Here is an 18,359-nt window from a genome sequence, read left to right as displayed (position 1 = left end):
TCCTGTTTTTGTGCCCGCAGCAAAGCTGCGAGGGCTGTTGTGTCCCGTCTAGCTCCTCTTGACTACACGAGTTATAGGCACAACGCACAGCGTCACCGCTAATACCTGCCGTTATTAAATCAAACGATTGCCTGTGATGCTGGCAGGCGTGTGAAACCGTGGATTTGGCACTGGCGATTGTGCGTATCTGCTCTGGTCGAACAGGTCAGTGACCACAAACTGCCAAAGCATGGCGCGTTCTTCACCGGACGTCGTTTGTGAGATCTGATCCGGGGTGAGGGGCAGTGGTGGGATTGATGAAATGCGTCCGGCTGGGCAGGGAAAATATCAACGCCGCTAAGGTCTGCGCAAATGACCAGGCACGAGTAAAGTCAGTAATATGTCGTTAATACCCAATGGCCACTAGTTGCGCTTCGGGTTTCCATGGATGGCTTCAGAACTCTGAGTGCCGAGCGTCAAAAGATAAGGGGTGAACAATGGCAACGATCATTGGTGTGCACGGCATCGGTCATCAGTTTGGTGGTGAAAACACGTTGAGCGACCAATGGCTGCCGGCGCTCAAGGATGGTCTCGCGCGTGCCGGACGAGAATTGCCTGACGAAGTAACCTTCAAATGTGCCTTCTATGGGGACTTGTTTCGCCCGAAGGGTAAAGGAGCGATACCGCCCTACAGCGCCGAGGATGTCGATGCCTGGGAGGCGCAACTGCTCAAGGCATGGTGGGAGGAGGCGGCCAGAATTGATCCCGCTGTTCGCGCACCTGACGAGACCACCAAAGCGGGTCTGGTGACGTTCGTCCAGCGCGGACTCAATGCATTGACACGATCAAAATTTTTTTCCGGTCAGCTGGAAAAAGTGATGATCAGTGATTTGAAGCAGGTCTATCGATACTTCCATGACGATTCAATCCGTCAGGCCGCTCGTGCCAGTATTGAAAAATGGGTGAATGACGATACACGGTTGATTGTTGCCCATTCTTTGGGGTCAGTGGTTGCCTACGAGGCTTTATGCGCAAACCCTCAGTGGCCCGTCCAGCACTTGATTACATTGGGTTCGCCACTGGGCATCCGTAATCTGATTTTCGATGCCCTGCAACCCGCACCGCAACGTGAGCTTGGTGCATGGCCTGGCAACGTGCAGCACTGGACCAATATTTCAGACAGCGGTGATGTAGTGGCCCTGACGAAAAAACTTGAGCCCTTGTTCATGCCGCGAATTGTCGATGTAAGTGTCGCCAATGGCATGAAAGTCCACGATGCGAGCCGCTACCTCACGACCCGGGAGGTGGGAGATGCCATCGCAGCCGCTATCTGATACTTATCGACGTCGTCTGCTTGCCACTGGCACCAGTCAATTCGATAACCATGCAACGCTGTCGCAGGTTCCGGACGAAGTTGAAACAATCAAGTCGGCCTTCGCTGCATTGCACTATGAGGTCGTACCGGCAGAACTTGATATGGATCCCCGAGAACTGCAGGATTCTATTTTCAAAGCTTGTGCAGACTGCACTGAAAACGATTTGCTGGTGCTCTATTACACGGGACATGGTGAAAGTGACAACCAACTCTATTTATTGTCCCGTGAGTCACAGCAGGCGGCTGAGGATCACCCAGCGCTGGCGGTAAAAGTCGTCGATCTGGCACAGATTCTGATCAAGACCAGAGCAGCGCAGGTTCTCTTGATCCTTGATGTCTGTTACGCCGGCACGGGAGCTGGTGATTTTCTCAGAATAGCGGCCGATCTGATCAGGCAGCGGCCTTCATTGAGTCCGGCCTATGTCATCGCGGCAACGCGATCGCGAGATGAGGCGGATGAGGGCGCCTTGAGCAAGGCGTTGGCTAAAGCGTTGGCTAATCCCGACGGTCAGTTCGGCGGTGCTACGCAGCGCTACCTGGCCATGGACGAAGTGATGGAGGCGATCAGAGAATATCTCGCCGAACGCTTTCCCAAGCAGGAAGCTCAATTGGCGGGGGCAAACCTCAAAGGTCGTTGCCTGTTGTTCCCCAATCCCCAGTACCGCCCTCATATTGGCCCAGGCCTGGATCTGGCCAGCCAGCGAGTGTTTGATGAACATTGGTTACCCAAAGCCGGAGGGGTCGAAGGTGGGTGGGTCGGGAGCTATTTCACCGGCCGTCATCGCGCGTTGCGGGAAATAGGAGAGTGGCTCGCACAGGTCGATACTCATGGGCGCGTTTTGGTAGTGACCGGTGGCCCGGGAACAGGCAAATCAGCATTGTTGGGGCGCATCGTGTCGCTGTCTGAGCCGAGCTTTCGCGATCGGGTACTTGCAGTCGATGGATCTTCATTCGACGTTGCTGACATGCCACCTGAAGGTATCGTCAATGTCGCCGTACATGCCCGGCACAAACTGTTGAGCGAGGTCTTGAACGAGATCGCGGACAAGCTGGATCTGTCGGATCGTGACTTGCCATCGGTGCTTGAATCACTAAAAAAACGCGGCAGAAAAACGGTGATTGTCATTGATGCTCTGGATGAAGCTGCCGACAGCCAGATTATTTTGCAGCAGTTGTTGTTGCCATTGGCGACATTCAAGCATGTCTTTCTGTTAGTGGGGACTCGGCCCGACGCTACTTCATTGCAACAGCGTTTCGAGGGATTTGGGCCAGATACTGTGGAAGTCAATCTCGAACATTCGCTGCATACAGAGCCCGGCGAGGTTGCGCTGTATGTCGAGCGACGGCTGTTAGCCAGCGAAGAACCACGGCGCTTCACGCCTTATCGCAAGCATCCCGAAATCGCTCGAAAGGTGGCCGAGGCTGTCGCCCAGCGAGCGAAGAACGTGTTTCTGGTGGCACATACCGTCGCACTCAGGCTGTTCAAGATGGGCAAATTGGTCGACACGAGCCGCCTTGGCTGGATGGATCATCTATCAACCGAGTTGGCTGACGCATTCAATCAGTATCTGGCCCCCTTGGAGGAGGGTAAAGAGGGGCTGAATATCACAACTGCCCGCGCGGTTTTGCTGGCTTTGGCTTTTGCCGAAGGTGAGGGCTTGCCGTGGGCCGATTTATGGCGTTCAGCGGCCAGCGCCTTGAGCGGTCAGACGATCACCGACGCGGATATCATTGCCGTGCGCAAATTTGCGGCGCCCTTCATTGTGGAGTCCATGGAGGGCGACCGGTCGGTTTATCGGCTATACCATGAGCAGTTGGCAGAGCACCTGCTCGAAAGTGATGGGCAGGCCCCGGCCCTTTCATGCCAATTGTGGCAAGCGTTGCTGGCCTGTGTACCTGCAAATTCCGAGGGGCGTCACGACTGGCTGCGTGCCCATCCTTATCTGAAACGTCATGCCGCAAGCTTCGCAGTCAAGGCGGGCATGTTGCAGGCGCTACTCGACGATCCGGCATTTCTGGTGGTCAGTGATCCGGCTATTTTGCGCCGTTATCTCAACCCTCAGTCGTCCATCGATCAGCCGATGGTTCAGGCCTATTTGCGAGCCTTTGGGGCTTTGCGGGAATTGCCCGAAGCAGAGCGTCGATCCTACCTTGCACTGGCATCCCTGCAGAACGGGATTGATGAATCAGTGCCCTTGCCGGGCGAGGAACGCTCTCGGTGGATGCCACTCTGGGCGACCTGGAATCCGCCGGAAGGCAACAGCGTGCTGGTTTCGCGAGATTCACGAGTGACCGCACTGAGTCTCGGTCAATGGGATGACCGTACTCCGGTGGCACTGGTCGGGCGCGAGGATGGATTGATTGAAGTCTTTCAGCTCGACAATGGCAAGCAGTTGGCGGCTTGGCATCCCATTGTGGGCAGCCGGATTTCACACTTGGCAATCATCGCAACGCCAAGCGGTGAAGTATTGGTTGCGAGTGGGGAGGAGGGTTGGCTGGCGACAACGAATCTTCGAACCAAGCGCGACATTTATGTCCCTTTCGCTGAGCAGAACGGTCGCATCACTGCGCTGACGGTATGCCGGGAAGGTGATCGCTTTCTGTGTGTGAGTGCTCATGAGCGAACGCTTGCACGTACCCGCTTAGATGACAGAGCTGAGCTGGAAGGTGATCTACGAGTCTGGGATTTGACTGACCTCGGCCTGATTCATCACAGAGCCGCTGCTTCACGCGCCCGGATTCTGGCTGTGGCGATTGTTTTTACGTTCGACGGTCTTCGAATTCTGTCAGCAGGCAGTAGTTTCTTCGATGGTGCGCGATGTGCCAGAACCCTGAGAATGTGGAAGCTTGATCTGGAGTTTCTATGGGAAATACCTGCCACGATTGAAAGCGAATGCATTTCATCAATCCGCCTGCACATGGTGGGTGGTGCTACGTATGCGGTAACCAACGATTTTTTCCGACCACCTCGAATTTGGCAAGTCCGGCCTGAACAAATCATTCTTGTCTATTGCGCTCCGGAGGACAAACGAGGGGCTTGGCTGTGTGAGTCACAAGCTTCAAAAATTCTTTATCTGCTGGCTGAAGACGGGACAATTGAAAGCCAGAACATTGAGGTAGCCAATCCGGTCGAAATCTCTTCAACATTGACATCGGTCACGCGCATCGATGGCTACTGGACGGAGGAGTTCCGTACCGACAGCTTCAACTTGGGCACAAGTCATTATTATCTGAGTAGCAACGCGGGCTCAGTCAATATGTGGAGCTTGAGGGACGCACAACCGCCGGCGCGCTCTGTACAGGAAGGCCAATTTTTTCCAGGCCACGTCAAATGCATGTTCATGGACTCCATCGCGTCCAACACGATTTACTGTGGCACCGCCGCCGGAGAGGTCGTGGCGATCGATGAGATGAGCGGCAACCTGACCTGGACGTGTGAAATCATTCCGAATCAACGAATCCACGCAATAACCGGTTATGTGGATGAGGGAAAACTGCTGCTGGTCGTCGCCATTCGGGGGTTATCTGTCTGGTTCCGGCAGGAGGTCAACTAGACCTCTCGGCGGTGATTCAGGCAGGCGATGATGTGACCCAGGTACAAGTCGTCCGGATCGACGACGAACCGATGGTTGTGGCTTCGGTGAGTCAAGCCAACGTGAACGCCGTTCGCATATGGAATCTGCGTTCAAAACTGGAAATCAATACTCTTCGCAATGAGTTTGGAGCCAAGTGGAACTATCAGCTCAGTTACGGCGAAGAAGACAAGCCCATCATGAGTCTGGTTTGTCTCGCTGGCGATGATGTAGCGCGAATCGTATTCGCCAGCAAGTATTCGCAGATCATGGTTGCGCAGCATCCGGTTCCACCCTCTGAAATGCCCAGGCTTTCACTGTTTGATACTTGGCGCATACCGGGTAGCGGCATAGCCGCAGTGCTTTCTCTGGCGCAAAGCATGGATGGCGAGTTGATCGCTGCCGGCACTGATTCAGGTCGAATTGCCTTGTGGCATTACCCAAGCGGAGAACGTCTGGCGTGCCAACCAGGCACTCACCTCAATGGGCGCATTCAGGCCTTGGCATTCTGCGATGCCAGCCCATCGCCACTTTTGGCATCAGGGGGAGGACGGTGTAGTCCGATTCTGGGACGGCGAATTGAATGCCCTGTTTCAAATCAGTATCACCTCCCCGATTCGTGGAATCTGCTTCACCGCAATGGCCCGCATGGTTGTAGCAACCCATAACGGATTAGTGATGATCGCTCTTGATGAACAGATGCTGGTGGCATCTGCAGACCGTAATCCGAAAGGCAATTGACGCGGTAACGTAATCGTTATTCTCAGCTGAACGGTAACCGGCGGCCATTGCTAGATCAGTGGCCACCGGAATCCATTGCTTCGCCTTAATACGAAGCATTACTATTCACACCCCTTACCTCAGCGCACCGCCCATACCCCCATGCGTCCCCGCAGACCCGGCTTTTTCGAGCATTACGAAGAGTTGATCGGCACCTGGACTCGCCGTTTGCGCAATCGCGCGCAGGCCGAGGATCTGGCGCACGACACCTTTGTGCGGGTGCTTGAATCCGATTCGGCGGCGGTGCAGCAGCCACGGGCGTATTTACACCAGACCGCGCGCAATATCGCGGTCGACGGCTATCGGCGTGAGGATCGGCGTGGCGCCATGGAGTCGGAGGCGATCGATCACAGTGAGTCGTCGTCCGGCGACCCGGAGCATTACATGCATGCGATCCAGTTGGCCGACTCCATCGAACGGGCGCTCTCTGAACTGCCGATCAACTGTCGCAAGATCTTTGTCTGGCAGAAGATCGAAGGCCTGACCCAGGCGGAAATCGCCGATCGCCTGGGGCTGTCCAAGAACATGGTCGAAAAGTATATGATCCGCACCCTGCGGCATCTGCGTGATCGACTGGATGGGTTGCATTCATGAGTTGCCGTGCTTTTTCATCCCCAGCCAAACAGGACATTCCATGACGGATATTCGTGATTGCGCGTGCGGGCAAACAACGGTGCGCGATGACGCGGCGCGCTGGTTTGTGCGTTTGCAGGAGCCGGCCGTGAGTGCCGATGAACAGCAGCGCTTCGACGCCTGGCTGAATGAACATCCGCAGCACCGTGACGAGTTTCAGCTGCTGCAAGGGTTGTGGACGGCGGCAGATCTGTTGCCGGCGCCACGCCTGAAAGCCCTTGTCGAAACGCCGCCGAGTCGTCAGCGTCGACCCTTTGTGCGTTATGCCGTCGCTGCCAGTGTGTTGACGGTAGCGCTGGGGCTCGGCTTGTTCAGCGGTTTGAATCATCCCGCAGGCTACAGCGCCGAGTTCGCCACCGCGCTGGGCGAGCGCAAACACGTAGCGTTGCCGGACGGTTCGGTGATCGATATGAACAGCCGTAGCCGCTTGCAGGTGCGGTATGAAAGTGGTCGTCGACTGATCGAACTGAGCGAAGGCGAGGCGATGTTCAGCGTCGAGCACGACACGTCTCGCCCGTTCGTGGTCGAGGCCGGCAGCGGCAAAGTCACGGTCACCGGCACGCGTTTCGACGTACGTCGCGATGTCACGCAAACCCGCGTGGCGGTGGAGCAGGGCACGGTGAAAGTGCAGGGGCATGATGCGCCGGACAATGAATTCATCAGTCTGACTGCCGGCCTCGGCACCCATATCGATGCTCATGGCCAAGTCGCGGCAGCCTACGCGGTCAATCCAGCGGAACTGACCGCGTGGCGCGGCGGCAAACTGGTGTTCAACAACGCCAGCCTTAGCGAAGTGGCTGCTGAAGTGTCGCGTTATCGCGAGAAACCGCTGACCGTCGCCAACCCGGCCGTGGCCAATCTGCGCCTGACCAGTGTGTTCAAATCCGACAACACCGAGGCCTTGCTCAAAGCCTTGCCGAGCATCCTGCCGGTGGCCGTTCGTACCCTCGCGGATGGCAGTCAGGAAATAATTTCAAAATAAAATTCAGGTTTTTTTCGAGTTCATCGTCTTCCTGTTCAACTGCAACTGGTTTGCATTAACAGCCGCACACTCTTGCGATCCACAGGACTACGTTCGACGTGAAAAAAACCACTGCCAACAACAAAAAATCCCCTTGGTTGCCGCTGGCCCTCGCGCTGGCGGTCAACGCGGCGATGCCACTGGCATTTGCCGGCGAAGCGATTCATATCCGCGCCCAACCGCTGGGCCAGGCCTTGAGCGAACTGGGCCAGCAAACCTCACTGCAAGTGTTTTTCAGTCCCGATCTGGTCGCCGGCAAACTGGCCCCGGCGGTGGATGGCGACATTTCCCCGGAACAGGCGCTGCGCCAGTTGCTGCAAGGCAGCGGTCTCGATTATCAGATCAACGAAGGTTCGGTGACCCTGTCGCCCGCTGCCACTTCCGCGGCCACCAGTGGCCCGCTGGAACTGGGCGTGACTGACATCAAAGTGGTCGGTGACTGGCTCGGTGATGCCAACGCCGCCGTGGTGCAAAACCACCCTGGCGCGCGCACGGTGATCCGCCGCGAAGCGATGGTCGAGCAGGGCGCGATGAACGTCAGTGATGTACTCAAGCGTGTGCCGGGTGTGCAGGTGCAGGATTCCAACGGCACCGGCGGCAGCGACATCGCCCTGAACGTCGGCGTGCGCGGCCTGACCTCGCGGCTGTCGCCACGCTCCACGGTGTTGATCGACGGCGTGCCCGCCGCGTTCGCGCCGTACGGCCAGCCGCAACTGTCGATGGCACCGATTTCCTCGGGCAACCTTGACAGCATCGACGTCGTGCGCGGCGCCGGTTCCGTGCGTTATGGGCCGCAGAACGTCGGTGGCGTGATCAACTTCGTCACCCGCGCGATCCCGGAAAAAGCCACCGGTGAAATCGGCACTACGCTGGAAACCACCCGGTACGGTGGCTGGAAACACATCGACACGGCATTCCTCGGCGGCACCGCCGACAACGGCATGGGCGTGGCGCTGTTGTATTCCGGCGTCAACGGCAACGGTTACCGCGAGCGCAACAACGGCAACGACATCGACGACGTGCTGCTCAAGACCCACTGGGCGCCCACCGATCAGGACGATTTCAGCCTCAATTTCCACTACTACGACGCCAGCGCCGACATGCCCGGCGGCCTGACGCAGAAACAGTACGACGACAAACCTTACGACTCGGTGCGCGACTACGACAACTTCAGCGGTCGCCGCAAAGACGTGTCGTTCAAGTGGATTCGGCAGATCGACGAACGCACTCAGGCTGAAGTGCTGACCTACTACACCGACAGTTTCCGTGGCAGTACCATCGCCGCCCGCGATCAGAAAACCCTCAGCTCGTACCCGCGGTCCTATTACACGCTGGGCATCGAGCCACGGGTGTCGCGGGTGTTCGATGTCGGCCCGACCAGCCAGGAAGTCAGCGTCGGTTATCGCTATCTGAAAGAGGCGATGCACGAACAGTCGAGCCGTCTGGCGCTGGTCAACAACGAGCCAGTGGTCACCAAGACGTCCGACGGCCACGTGTTCCAGGATCGTACTGGCGGCACCGAGGCCAACTCGGTCTACGTCGACAACAAGATCGACGTCGGCAACTGGACTATCACGCCGGGCATTCGCTTCGAACACATCAGCACCGACTGGCATGACCGTGCCGTGCTAGACACCGCCGGCAAGCGCGTACCGGAGAAAAACCGCAGCATCGAGAGCAACGAACCGCTGCCGGCCCTGAGCGTGATGTATCACCTGTCGGACGCGTGGAAGCTGTTCGCCAACTACGAAACCTCGTTCGGCAGCCTGCAGTATTTCCAGCTCGGTCAGGGTGGTTCGGGTGACCAGACCGCCAACGGTCTGGAGCCGGAAAAAGCCAAGACCTATGAGATCGGTACGCGCTACAACGATGACGTGTGGGGCGGTGAGGTGACGCTGTTCTACATCGACTTCGATGACGAACTGCAATACATCAGCAACGATGTCGGCTGGACCAACCTCGGCGCGACCAAGCACCAGGGCCTTGAAGCGTCGGTGCATTACGACATGGCGGCGCTGGATCCGCGTCTTGAGGGGCTGACTGCCAACGCCGGTTTCACTTACACCCGCGCCACCTATGAAGGCGAGATTCCGGGCTTCAAGGGCCGTGATCTGCCGTTCTATTCGCGTCAGGTGGCGACCGTCGGTTTGCGTTACGACATCAACCGCTGGACTTACAACATCGATGGTTTCGCCCAGTCGAAACAGCGCTCGCCGGGCACCGGGGTAAACGCCGATGGCAGTTTCAACGGCAACTACATCACCGAAGGCACGGCGGATGGGCAGTACGGCGACATTCCGGGTTACGTGACCTGGAACGTACGTGGCGGTTATGACTTCGGGCCACAGGTGTCGAACCTGAAGCTGGGCGCGGGGGTGAAGAATGTCTTCGACAAGCAGTACTTCACGCGTTCCAGCGATAACAATTCGGGGATGTACGTGGGTGCGCCGCGCACGTTCTTTGTGCAGGCCAGCGTCGGTTTCTGACCTTTTGCGCAGGCGGCTGTCGCCAGCCGCCTGCAGCACAATTATTCATTTTTATCGGTTGATTCAAGTAACTGGAAATCCACCACCGGGGAGGGATTGCCTACGATGTCATGACCTTTGAGACAAACTCTTTTTGGACCATCGGCAACCGTGACGATAAACGCACTCTGGTTCTCCCCAAGGCGTTGATAGTCCTCGGCGTTCAGGCAATCGGACGTTTGCGGGGGAATAATTTTGTATTGGTAACCCGCGTCAGTCAGATCCGGCGCCACTTCGACCGGGGTAACGGTAAAGGTGTTTTTTTTACTTTCAAACAACGTATAGACCGGGGCAAGGTTTGACGGCCCTGCCAGTGCCCAGCGCCAGTAGACTCGGGCATTTCGAGCCGACCATCGATCCACGGTGACTGTCTCGTGCGGTTGCCCCATGACGCATAAGAAATAGAACCCGGGGCCTGCGCGTAAAGCGTGAGTTGAGGTGTCTTGTTCTTTACCTTTGCTTTGTCGAGCCGGGCCATAGCCCTCGCCGTTCGCGCAGTCGGCCAGTGTTCGAGTGTATTTGAGCCGGTAAAAGGGTTGATCCGAGGTAAAGGTCTGTTTCCACAGCAGCGGATCAAAACCACCCTCTGTATTTCGTAGCATCCGCACGTAGTTTTCATCGTTGCGCGGTTCGAAGTCACTGGCCGGGCCGAGCGGGCAGTCGACATTGTCGGAAGTGAATCGACCCGCGTTGAAGCAGCGATCCAGAGAGGTGACGGGCGTTGCATAGTTGGTGTCTGGCGATTTTTGCGGCGTACCATCACGGATTTCGCAGGGCTCATCCGCACCGCACATCGATGGTCCGCCGATGCGCGTAGTCGTACCGATTACCCCGAGGATCTCGTTGCCATATCGAGTCAGGACCGGTGAACCGGAAATACCGTTGCGTACACCCTCGCAGCGATTGCTAAGTTGGTCGAACCAGACGAAACCTTCCTCAAATATATCGACCGACGCTTCCTGCCGGCAGGCGACCCGTGTCAGAAAGGAGGATTGCGGTGCTCCGACGATCAGCACATTCGAACCCGCCGCCGCAGGTTGGCGCGTCAGTTTCAGCGGGGTGATCCCGTCATCCATCAGTTGTTTCAGAGAACGGTCAAGTTCAACGATGGCAATGTCACCACCGCGCCGCGTACCCCAAGGGATTCGCACTATCGAGTAGGTCTGCTGACGGGCCTGCGTGTCCTTGAAATAGTTGAAAATGACCCGGCCAGAGACGGGGGCATTTTGGATAAAACGATCTGCGTCGCTATACACGCAGTGTCCCGCTGTCAGTACGTAGGCCGGACCGTCCTGAATGCCATCGGCATCGCGCGTGTCGATCAGGCTGCCGGAACAATGAGATTTTCTGACTATTACCCGACCGATCGCCAACCAGTGCCGGTGTTGCCCATGGTCGTCGCTCAAGACCTGCTCCGGCGCGAAATTGGCCACGGCTTCACCTAGATCCGGATCGGTTGGCGTCGACGCCTGCGCACCATGGCTCAGACCGAGCAGCAGTGGAAGCGCCAGAATTCCGTTTCTGCAGATCGATTTCATGATGCGTCCATAAGAGGTGACTGATCTTATGCTGCGACGCGATGCGATATCCGTCCACTGTCAGAAATGACAGTGGACTGCCTAATAATCCACCGTTTGTCGTAAATCCCTTTCCTCAGACTTTAAGGACTTTCCCGCCAATCGCCACGGCGACCAGCAGCACCGCCATCAAGCCGAAGGCAAAACTCAAACTGCTGGCGTGCGCAACAAACCCGATCACCGCCGGCCCCGCCAGAATCCCTGCATAGCCCAGCGTGGTAATCGCCGGCACCGCGATGCTTTCCGGCATCACCGTCTGCTTGCCCACCGCCGTGTACAACACCGGCACGATGTTCGAGCAACCAGCGCCGACCAGCGCATAACCCACCAGCGCCGCTTCCCAGCTCGGTGCGAACGTTGCCAGAAACAGACCCGCCGCCGCCAACAGTCCACCAAACAGAATGATCCGCGTGGCGCCGACGATCCGCACAATCCGGTCACCCATCAAGCGTCCCGCCGTCATGGTCAACGCGAACGCCGCGTAACCCAATCCCGCATACGCCGTGTCGATCCCGCGTTCCTGAGCGAGGAAGACCGCACTCCAGTCCAGCGCCGCGCCTTCGGTGAGGAACACGATGAAGCACATGCCGCCGATAAACAGCACGATGCCGTGGGGGATGGCGAATGCCGGGCCTGAGCTTTCACTGCCGTAAGGCAGCATGTGCGGCACGCATTTGAACAGCGCCGCGATCAGCACCACGACCACCACCAGCATCGCCGCGAGCGGCGTCAAGCCAAGGCCGAGCAGGGCGCTGACACCCGCCGCGCCGACGATGCCGCCCAGGCTGAACAAACCGTGAAACCCCGACATCATGTTCTTGCCGCTGGCCCGCTCGACGATCACCGCTTGCAGGTTTACCGTCGAATCCACCGTGCCGAGGCCCGCGCCGAACATGAACAACGTGGCGATCAGCGCCGGAATCGACGACACCGTCGCCAGCAATGGCAATGCTGCGCAGATCAGCAAGGTGCCGCCGGTGGCCACACGCCGACAGCCGAACCGCGTTGCGAGAATTCCCGCCAGCGGCATCGCCAGAATCGAACCGACCCCCAGGCACAACAGCAACAAACCGAGCGTGCCCTCATCGAGCCCGGCGCGCGCCTTGGCGTATGGCACCAGCGGCGCCCACGCGGCGATGCCGAGTCCGGCAATGAAGAAGGCGATGCGCGTGGACATCTGTTGCAGGCGTCCGGGGACGAAGGTGTCTTGGGTGTTGAGGCTGGTCATATCAATCCTTGGCAAAAAACGTCGCGTCCCCGAAGGACAGTGATACGGCGTCGAGGTTCGATGACCGTTTATTCGAGAACGTGCAGCCGACATCCTACCCTGTAGGAGTGAGCCTGCTCGCGATAGCGGTGGGCCGATTTAAAAAAAATGTCGACTGACACACCGCTATCGCGAGCAGGCTCGCTCCTAGAGGGGATTGCGGTTTACAGTGGAATTCTTCGTTAGCAGGGATTAAAAGTGATGACGCAGTTTTATGATGCGCGGGGCAATATTTATGGTGTGGTTTCGCCGGAGGCACTGCGCGAAGCGGGCGTTGATTTACCTGCCAGCGCGTGCGCATGCGCATCGTCGCGCCCGACGTGGAGCCACGCGGCAATCAAACTGTGCTGTGACTGGCCCGCAGGCGAGCGGCCACCCAACAGCAAATCCCACCGCAGCGACGGCCTGCTGATCGGCCCGTTCCAGACCTCGCCGCCGTTCGATGTGCTGATCGTCAACACCGACGGTACGCTCGCGGAACGCAGTGGCAACGGTCTGACGATATTTTCTCAGGCGCTGACCGAGCAGGAATTGATGCCGGAGGCGGGCGCATTGCTGCGCGTGCATCACGACAAGGGCGCAATGGTGGAAACTTCGGTGAAACCGGCTGAAGTCGACGGTATTCAAGGTTTCTGGCTTGACCTGGGTCAACCGCTATTCGGACCGGATTCGGTGGGCGCGCGGGCTGTTGAAAGCCTTCAGTTCAACGGTCGGGACGTGAGCCATGTCCAGCCCTTGGCGCAACTCGATCGTCACTGGACGCACAGCCAATTCGTACGCATCGGTAACCCACACTGCGTGACCCTGCTCGGCGACAAGACCGCGTTGCCCACTAACGAGAGAATGCGTGAATCACCACTGAACGAAGACCTGACCCGAATCGCCTACGCCATGCCGACCGGCACCGGACAACTTTGTCCGGCGGGCATCAATCTGCAGTGGGCCGCGCGCGAATCAGAGCAACGGATTGTCGCGCGCGTGTTTGAGCGCGGCGAAGGCCCGACTGCGTCCTCGGGCACCAGCGCCAGCGCGGTGGCCTCGGCAGCGTGGCGGGTCGGTTGGGTCGCGGCAGGCGCCGTACACGTCGTCATGCCCGGCGGCACGGCGCCGATTCTGCTGGAAGAGGCCAATGGGCAATTGCTGCGCGTCAGCCTGTTCGGCACAGCCCACCAGATTGCCTGACCCCTGTAGGAGGGCGTGGCAGGGTCAGTGAGCCTTGAACAATGTCACGCTCGTTACTCGGTCTCCTTCGACTTTCAGTCGCAGCAACGCCTGTGGATCGGGCTGCTCTTCAAAACACTCAACGATGACCGAATGCGCCGAAGACGCCAGCAGCGACAGGCTCCGCGCATGCTTCAACTGGCGTTTCACCGCTGCGCTGACCGGTATCGGCGCGTGGCCGTCGCGTACTTGCTCACAGAACGCCAGGGCGAGTTCACGCGGCGTCGGTGCAGGCGGTGAGGTCAGGCCGGCCTCGTCGAACAGTCGATTGAGTTGCTCGGCCGCACTCACTGCCCGGGGAACCCCGCGAATGCCGAAGCCTGCAACAGCACTTCGGTCATTTCACCGGGCGCCAATCCCGAGGCCAGCCCGGTCTTGAGGTGTACGCTCAACGGTGGGCCAACCATGCCTGAAGCCACGATCGCAGCGAAGGACACTGCCTCACGCAGGCGCGGGTCGAGGCCGGGACGAGCATGCAGATGCCCGTACACAACGCCGACGGCCAGTTCGCCCAGTGCGGGCACGGTATGAAACAAGGCATCAAGACGGGCACCGCCGTCGGGCACCAGTTCGATAAAGGTATGGCGGCCTTCGGCGTACAGCGTGGCCATCGGAGTGGAGAGAGGGTTGTGTTTCATGGCGAGTCCTCAAGCGAATGAGGATGGCGGCTGATCAACTGCGCACGAACTTCAGCATGAAAGAGCGTCCATCGAAGTGGAGTGAATCGGCGCCGTTGCGACGCCGACTTCTATACCTTAGACGAACTGCACCGCTGGCATCGTCCGCTTCATCAGCACCTTGCCCCCACGAATCGAATACAGCGGCAAACCCTGACTGCGAATAACCTCGTAATCACTGTCCGCCGACAGAATCAGCAAATTCGCCGGCCGCCCCTGTTCGAGGCCATAACGCTCGCCCAGGTGCATGGCTTTGGCGCTGTTGTCGGTGACCAGATCCAGCGCACTTTGCAGGTTGCGGTAACCGAGCATGTGGCAGATGTGCAGCCCGGCCTCAAGCACACGGAGGATGTTGCCGTTGCCCAGCGGATACCACGGGTCGACGATGGAATCCTGACCGAAACACACGTTCATGCCGGCTTCGAGCAACTCGTTCACACGGGTTACGCCACGGCGTTTCGGGAAGTTGTCGAAGCGACCTTGCAGGTGAATGCTTTCGGTCGGGCAGGAGACGAAGCTGATCCCGGAATGCCCGAGCAAACGAAACAGTTTCGCGCAGTAAGCGTTGTCGTAAGAACCCATCGCCGTGGTGTGGCTGGCGGTGACGAGGGCGCCCATGTCGCGACTGCGTGCCTCTTCGGCGAGTACTTCGAGAAAACGTGAATGCGGGTCGTCGGTCTCGTCGCAATGCACGTCCACCAGACAACCGGTGCGCTCGGCCAGGTCCATCAGAAACTTCACCGAACTGACGCCCTGATCGCGGGTGTACTCGAAATGCGGGATGCCGCCGACCACGTCCGCGCCCATGCGGATCGACTCTTCCATCAGCTCGCGACCGTTGCGAAACGACTCGATGCCTTCCTGCGGGAACGCGACGATTTGCAGGTCGATCAGGTGACGGCTTTCCTCGCGCACTTCGAGCATGGCTTTAAGCGCGGTGAGTTGCGGGTCGGTGACGTCGACGTGGGTACGCACGTGCTGAATGCCGTGCGCGGCCAGCGTCTGAATGGTTTTCTTGGCGCGGGTCTTGGTGTCTTCTTCGGTGATGGTGACCTTGCGTTCGCCCCAGCATTCGATGCCTTCGAACAGCGTGCCGCTCATGTTCCAGCGCGGCTCGCCGGCGGTGAGGGTGGCGTCGAGGTGGATGTGCGGCTCGACGAAGGGCGGCACCACCAGATTGCCGCCGGCGTCGAGGTCGTCGGGGCCCAGCGACGGCGCTTCAGTCTGGCGGGCGATGTTGTGAATCAGCCCGTTCTCCAGGTGCAATTCGTGCAAACCTTCCTGGTTGCGCAAGCGAGCGTTGATGATGTGCATCAGGCGAATCCTTTTTTATAGGTCTTGTAGTGGCGCGGCTGCGCTGCGAGCGCCGAGCGCGCCGGTGACGATGACATACGTTAGCGCGGCAGCGGCGATCCCTACCAGCGGCGCGACCCACGGCGAGCTGAACGCGGCGACGGTGCCGACCGCGTAAGCCCCCAGGCCCGGCCAGTTGAACGCCGGCAGCCGTGCGTCGACGAGGCGCGGATAATGACCGCGCCAGCGGTAGAAGAAGTCCGCCATGATCACTCCGCCAATCGGCGGAATCACCGTGCCAAGCAAAATCAGGTACGGCACCAGCATGTCGTACATGCCGAGCAAGGCGAGCAGGGTGCCGATCACTGCACCGGCCAGTGTCACGGTCTTGCGCCGACCGGTGCGCAGCAGGTTGCAACCGGCGACGGCGAAGTTGTAGATGGTGTTGTCCTGGGTGCTCCAGATGTTCAGCAACAGCATCGCCATTGCGGCCATGGCAAAGCCCTGCAACAGCAGCACTTCAACCACGTCCGGTTGTTGATAGACGATGGCGCCGTACGCACCGATCAGCACCATCAGGCCGTTGCCGATGAAGAAACCGATCAGGCTCGCCAGCACCGCGACTTTTGCCGAACGGGAGAATCGCGTCCAGTTGGTCGCTTGCGTCGCGCCGCTGACGAAGGTGCCGAACACCAGCGTGATAGCGGTCGACCAGTCCATCGACGCCGTTGGCATAACGCTGAGCAAACCTTCGAAGCCACCGACCTTCACCGTCGCAACCCACATCGACAGCATTAGCAGCAGCATCATCGCCGGCACGGCGATGTACGACAGAATCTCCAGACCGCGATAACCGACGTACGCCGTGGCGCAAAACATCAGCCCGAACAACACCATCAGCCCGAGCACTGTGCCTTCATCCAGATCGAAGTATTTGCCGAGCACTACGGCTGCCGTCGCGGTACCCCAGGCGTACCAGCCGATCTGGGTGAAACCGAGGATCAGGTCGCTGAGTTTGCTGCCGACTTCGCCAAAGCAGAAGCGGCCCATCAACACCGAGTTGAGTCCGCTCTTGAAAGCGATGTAACCCAGGGCCGCCGCATACAGACCCAGCAGCAAATTGCCGACGATGATCACCGCCATCATTTCGCCAAAACTGAACGCCACGCCAAGCTTGCCGCCGGCAAACATGGTTGCGGTGAAAAACGTGAAACCGAGCAGCACCATCGCCGTCGAGGCCAGGCCTTTGCGCGCGTGCATGGGGACTTCGCTGAGGGGGTAATCGTTGCCGGGATCGTTCTGCGTCATGGGGCGGTCCTTGCTGGAATAGAGGAGACGCGGGGGAGGGTTGCAGTGGTCGTGCCAAATGCCGGATGACGCGGGTTATGGTTAGACCAGTCGCGCCGATTGGCGCGAAAGCGGTGCACCTGAATGCACCCGAGCCCAATGTGGGAGCTGCCGAAGGCTGCGATCTTTTGACTTTGATTTTAAAAACCAGATCAAAAGATCGTCCGATCGCGGCCCGGGCCTTCGGCAGCTCCTACAGGGGATGGGTGTTGGTTTAGAGAAAGCGCAGCAATGCAGCGACGATCGCTTCCGGGGCGTCTTCCTGGACGAGGTGGCCGGCATTGGGAATTGGGTGGAATTGTGATCCCGGGATCATCTGATGTAACGCACGGCCACGCTCGATGGGAATCCACAGATCCTCCTCACCCCAAAGAATCTGCACCGGGCAGCGTATCGCCGGGTACAGATTTTCGGCTTCACGGGTATAGCGTTCGTCCATCTGCGCGATCTGCCGATAGAACGCCGCTTGCCCCGGGTCGCCCAGCCACGGTTGCACGTACGGCGCCAGTTCCGCATCGGCAATATCCCGGTGAATCGCCCCGCGAATGTAGGTCGGCACGATGGCGCGCTGGATGTAGTCAGGCACGCCACTGAACGCCGCTTCATGCTGGCGCACATGCTGCACGAACGGTGAGCCCCATGGCGTCAGTGCGACGGGGTCGATCAGCGTCAGGCTGCGGTAATCCTTGCCGTTGAGCAGGTGCGTGCGCAGGGCCGTGGCGCCGCCGAAATCGTGGGCCACCACGTCCGGGCGTTGCAGGTTCCAGTGATCGAGTAGCTGCGCCAACAGTTGGTTTTGCACGCCGAGAGAGACATCGGCGTCAGGCTGCCCGGAGCGCCCGTAGCCCAGCAGGTCGAAATAATGCACGCGGTGTGTGGCAAAAAAGTGCGGTGCGATCCGGTGCCACACGTACGACGAAAACGGCGTGCCATGCACGAACACCAGCGGCGGGCCGTCGCCGTGTACGGCGTAACGCACCTGACGGCCATTGAAGTCAAAGACTTGATCCAGCAGCCAGTCCGTCATGGGCCTGTCCTCTTGGCGGGTTTGAGCCAAAAAGCATAGGCGTAAAAAAACAGCCGTGAAGGCTG

Annotated in this window: 12 protein-coding genes and 1 pseudogene; 7 read left to right on the top strand and 6 right to left on the bottom strand. The window is 58.8% G+C overall.

Features of this window, described 5'->3' with window-relative positions; translation table 11 throughout:
• The first annotated feature begins 476 nt into the window (after positions 1 to 476).
• The 6 genes from JFT91_RS16730 to JFT91_RS16705 all read left to right on the top strand — a co-directional run bounded on the left by JFT91_RS16730 (position 477) and on the right by JFT91_RS16705 (position 9,846).
• Positions 477 to 1,313 (top strand): hypothetical protein, encoded by an 837-nt coding sequence (locus JFT91_RS16730; RefSeq protein WP_201233139.1) that lies wholly within the window; start codon positions 477 to 479, stop codon positions 1,311 to 1,313.
• The gene (locus tag JFT91_RS16725; RefSeq protein WP_201233138.1) at positions 1,291 to 4,908 is read left to right on the top strand and encodes an AAA family ATPase; all 3,618 of its coding nucleotides are present in this window, start codon (positions 1,291 to 1,293) and stop codon (positions 4,906 to 4,908) included. Before JFT91_RS16730 ends, JFT91_RS16725 begins: the two co-directional genes overlap by 23 nt.
• Before the next feature lie 32 nt (positions 4,909 to 4,940).
• Positions 4,941 to 5,594, top strand: coding sequence for a WD40 repeat domain-containing protein (locus JFT91_RS16720; RefSeq protein ID WP_201233136.1), 654 nt, complete (start codon positions 4,941 to 4,943; stop codon positions 5,592 to 5,594).
• Between the two features lie 214 nt (positions 5,595 to 5,808).
• A complete protein-coding gene (locus JFT91_RS16715; RefSeq protein ID WP_201233134.1) occupies positions 5,809 to 6,300 on the top strand; it encodes a sigma-70 family RNA polymerase sigma factor in 492 nt (163 codons plus the stop codon).
• A gap of 40 nt (positions 6,301 to 6,340) precedes the next feature.
• Positions 6,341 to 7,321, top strand: coding sequence for a FecR family protein (locus JFT91_RS16710; protein WP_201233132.1), 981 nt, complete (start codon positions 6,341 to 6,343; stop codon positions 7,319 to 7,321).
• A gap of 98 nt (positions 7,322 to 7,419) precedes the next feature.
• Positions 7,420 to 9,846 carry a TonB-dependent siderophore receptor gene (locus JFT91_RS16705; RefSeq protein WP_201233130.1) on the top strand — a complete coding sequence of 809 codons (2,427 nt, stop codon included), beginning with the start codon at positions 7,420 to 7,422 and terminating at the stop codon, positions 9,844 to 9,846.
• Positions 9,847 to 9,887: 41 nt separating this feature from the next.
• Here the strand turns inward: JFT91_RS16705 and JFT91_RS16700 are convergent, their stop codons facing one another.
• Both JFT91_RS16700 and JFT91_RS16695 read right to left on the bottom strand, forming a co-directional pair.
• Entirely contained in the window at positions 9,888 to 11,423 is a 1,536-nt protein-coding gene (locus tag JFT91_RS16700; RefSeq protein ID WP_201233128.1) for a trypsin-like serine peptidase, read from the bottom strand.
• A 115-nt stretch (positions 11,424 to 11,538) separates the two neighbouring features.
• On the bottom strand, positions 11,539 to 12,690 hold the full coding sequence (locus JFT91_RS16695; RefSeq protein WP_201233126.1) for an MFS transporter: 1,152 nt from the start codon (positions 12,688 to 12,690) through the stop codon (positions 11,539 to 11,541).
• 240 nt (positions 12,691 to 12,930) lie between these two features.
• Between JFT91_RS16695 and JFT91_RS16690 the strand changes: the two genes are divergently transcribed.
• Entirely contained in the window at positions 12,931 to 13,911 is a 981-nt protein-coding gene (locus JFT91_RS16690) for a diaminopimelate epimerase (RefSeq protein ID WP_201233124.1), read from the top strand.
• A gap of 24 nt (positions 13,912 to 13,935) precedes the next feature.
• Here the strand turns inward: JFT91_RS16690 and JFT91_RS30265 are convergent.
• The 4 genes and pseudogenes from JFT91_RS30265 to JFT91_RS16670 form a co-directional block, all read right to left on the bottom strand.
• A pseudogene (locus JFT91_RS30265) lies at positions 13,936 to 14,588 on the bottom strand (carboxymuconolactone decarboxylase family protein).
• Between the two features lie 117 nt (positions 14,589 to 14,705).
• Entirely contained in the window at positions 14,706 to 15,941 is a 1,236-nt protein-coding gene (codA, locus tag JFT91_RS16680; RefSeq protein ID WP_201233122.1) for a cytosine deaminase, read from the bottom strand.
• Between the two features lie 15 nt (positions 15,942 to 15,956).
• Entirely contained in the window at positions 15,957 to 17,228 is a 1,272-nt protein-coding gene (gene codB / locus JFT91_RS16675; RefSeq protein ID WP_201233120.1) for a cytosine permease, read from the bottom strand.
• A 253-nt stretch (positions 17,229 to 17,481) separates the two neighbouring features.
• Positions 17,482 to 18,294, bottom strand: a complete 813-nt coding sequence (locus tag JFT91_RS16670; RefSeq protein ID WP_201233118.1) for an alpha/beta fold hydrolase — start codon at positions 18,292 to 18,294, stop codon at positions 17,482 to 17,484.
• Positions 18,295 to 18,359: the final 65 nt, after the last annotated feature.

Source organism: Pseudomonas sp. TH08 (assembly GCF_016651275.1).
Lineage (GTDB): Bacteria > Pseudomonadota > Gammaproteobacteria > Pseudomonadales > Pseudomonadaceae > Aquipseudomonas.
Note: the sequence above shows the minus strand (reverse complement) of the source record. Positions and strands in the feature narration are given on the sequence as shown.

Coding starts and splice junctions, on each gene's coding strand:
- JFT91_RS16730 (WP_201233139.1), top strand. CDS start 477: ATGGCAACGATCATTGGTGTGCACGGCATCGGTCATCAGTTTGGTGGT.
- JFT91_RS16725 (WP_201233138.1), top strand. CDS start 1,291: ATGCCATCGCAGCCGCTATCTGATACTTATCGACGTCGTCTGCTTGCC.
- JFT91_RS16715 (WP_201233134.1), top strand. CDS start 5,809: ATGCGTCCCCGCAGACCCGGCTTTTTCGAGCATTACGAAGAGTTGATC.
- JFT91_RS16710 (WP_201233132.1), top strand. CDS start 6,341: ATGACGGATATTCGTGATTGCGCGTGCGGGCAAACAACGGTGCGCGAT.
- JFT91_RS16700 (WP_201233128.1), bottom strand. CDS start 11,423: ATGAAATCGATCTGCAGAAACGGAATTCTGGCGCTTCCACTGCTGCTC.
- JFT91_RS16695 (WP_201233126.1), bottom strand. CDS start 12,690: ATGACCAGCCTCAACACCCAAGACACCTTCGTCCCCGGACGCCTGCAA.
- JFT91_RS16690 (WP_201233124.1), top strand. CDS start 12,931: ATGACGCAGTTTTATGATGCGCGGGGCAATATTTATGGTGTGGTTTCG.
- codA (WP_201233122.1), bottom strand. CDS start 15,941: ATGCACATCATCAACGCTCGCTTGCGCAACCAGGAAGGTTTGCACGAA.
- codB (WP_201233120.1), bottom strand. CDS start 17,228: ATGACGCAGAACGATCCCGGCAACGATTACCCCCTCAGCGAAGTCCCC.
- JFT91_RS16670 (WP_201233118.1), bottom strand. CDS start 18,294: ATGACGGACTGGCTGCTGGATCAAGTCTTTGACTTCAATGGCCGTCAG.